This is a genomic window from Dietzia sp. DQ11-44, from assembly GCF_014145205.1.
Classification (GTDB): domain Bacteria; phylum Actinomycetota; class Actinomycetes; order Mycobacteriales; family Mycobacteriaceae; genus Dietzia; species Dietzia natronolimnaea.
This window is the reverse complement of record NZ_JAALEC010000549.1, coordinates 1-1,864: the sequence shown is the minus strand read 5'-3', so window position 1 is coordinate 1,864 and position 1,864 is coordinate 1. Positions and strand designations below refer to the sequence as shown.

The following is a 1,864-nucleotide window of genomic DNA, read 5'->3' as shown; positions in this document are numbered from 1 at the left end:
ACAAGAGCGTTCCGCACACCCGCCTCCCGGGCGATGTGTGCGGAACGCTCTTGTCGACGAGGTCGGCCGGGTCGACGGGGCCGACGGGGCCGGCGGGGCTCAGCTCAGCGGGCGCGGCGGGCCAGGCGCTCGGTGTCGGAGATGATGACGCTCTTGCCCTCGAGCCGCAGCCAGCCGCGGTGAGCGAACTCGGCCAGGGCCTTGTTGACGGTCTCGCGGGACGCGCCGACCAGCTGGGCGATCTCCTCCTGCGTGAGGTCGTGCGTCACGCGGATGTTGGCGCCCTCCTGGGTGCCGAAGCGCTGGGCCAGCTGCAGCAGCGCCTTGGCCACGCGACCGGGGACGTCGGTGAAGATGAGGTCGGCCAGGTTGTTGTTGGTGCGGCGCAGGCGGCGGGCCAGCACGCGGAGCAACTGATCGGAGATCTCGGGACGCTCGGAGATCCACCGCTTGAGCGCGGAGCGGTCCATGGCCTGGACGGAGACGTCGGTGACGCAGACCGCCGAGGAGGTCCGCGGGCCCGGGTCGAAGATGGACAGCTCGCCGAACATGTCCGACGGGCCGAGGATCGACAGCAGGTTCTCGCGGCCGTCGGGGGCCTTGCGGGAGAGCTTCACCTTGCCGGAGGTGACGATGTACAGGCTGTCGCCCTGCTCGCCCTCGCGGATGATCACATCACCCTTCGAGTACTCCTCGCGGGTCAGGTCGGCACGCAGCGCCGAGACGGCCGCGGGCTCGACACCCTGGAAGATGCCGGCCCGGGTGAGTACGTCGTCGGCAGACTGGTCCGTGCGGCGATCTATCGTCACAGTCTGTGACCCTCCCGTTCGGGCGCGGACGAGCGAGGTCCGCGCCATGGCGTGCGTGTGGCGAAAGCCACTGTAGCCGTTCCGGTGCCCCAGGTGTGACCAACGCGCGGCGACCGGGGTGGGTCAGGTCTCGATCTTCTCCGGCTCGGCCAGGATGGCGGCCTCGAACTTGTCCATCAGGAGGGCGAAGCCGGCGAGGAGGACCGGGACCAGGACGACGAGGATTCCCTGCATGACCCCGAGTAAACACCCCCGCGGGCCGGCGCGCACGCGCGGGCCGGCGCACCCGAGGGTGGTCCGGGCCGTAATGTGGACTCATGCCCGACCCCGCTCCAGCTTCCACGAAGCGCCGCAGACGAGGGGTGGCCGCGAGGGGGGTGGAAACCGACCTCGGGCGCACCCGCCGCGCCAGGCGCATGCTCCGCACCCTCGAGAGCGCGTTCCCGCACGTCTACTGCGAGTTGGACTTCCGCGACCCGCTCGAGCTGAGCGTCGCGACGATCCTGTCCGCGCAGTGCACGGACAAGCGGGTCAACGAGGTCACGCCCGCCCTGTTCGCCCGGTACCGCACGGCCGCGGACTACGCGGGCGCGGACCGCGAGGAGCTGGAGGCGCTGATCCGTCCGACCGGTTTCTACCGCAACAAGGCACGCAGCATCCAGGGTCTGGGCGCGGCGCTGGTGGAGAGGTACGACGGCGAGGTGCCGCGTCGGCTCGAGGACCTGGTCACCCTCCCCGGGTTCGGGCGGAAGACGGCCAACGTGGTGCTCGGTAACGCGTTCGGCGTGCCCGGGCTGACGGTGGACACGCATTTCATGCGCCTGGTCGCGCGCTGGAGGTGGACCGAGGCCACCGACCCGGTCCGCATCGAGCGGGAGGTGGCGCGGCTGCTCCCGCGCGCGGAATGGACCGACGCCAGTCACCGGATCATCTTCCACGGCCGACGGGTGTGTCACGCGAGGACCGCGGCCTGCGGGGCGTGTGTCCTGGTCGACGACTGCCCGTCCGCGGGCGAGGCCGGCCCGCTCGATCCGGTGGCCGCCGCCCGCCTCGTG

The 1,864-nt window shown here is 71.3% G+C and carries 2 protein-coding genes; one reads left to right on the top strand and one right to left on the bottom strand.

Annotated features, from left to right (window positions below; genetic code table 11):
* Window positions 1–104: 104 nt before the first annotated feature.
* Complete coding sequence (locus G6018_RS13280) at window positions 105–809, bottom strand: Crp/Fnr family transcriptional regulator (RefSeq protein WP_179524412.1); 705 nt, start codon at window positions 807–809, stop codon at window positions 105–107.
* A gap of 416 nt (window positions 810–1,225) precedes the next feature.
* On the opposite strand from G6018_RS13280, the gene nth reads away from it, so the two are divergent.
* On the top strand, window positions 1,226–1,864 hold a 639-nt coding region (gene nth / locus G6018_RS13275; protein WP_241732103.1), incomplete at its 3' end, for an endonuclease III.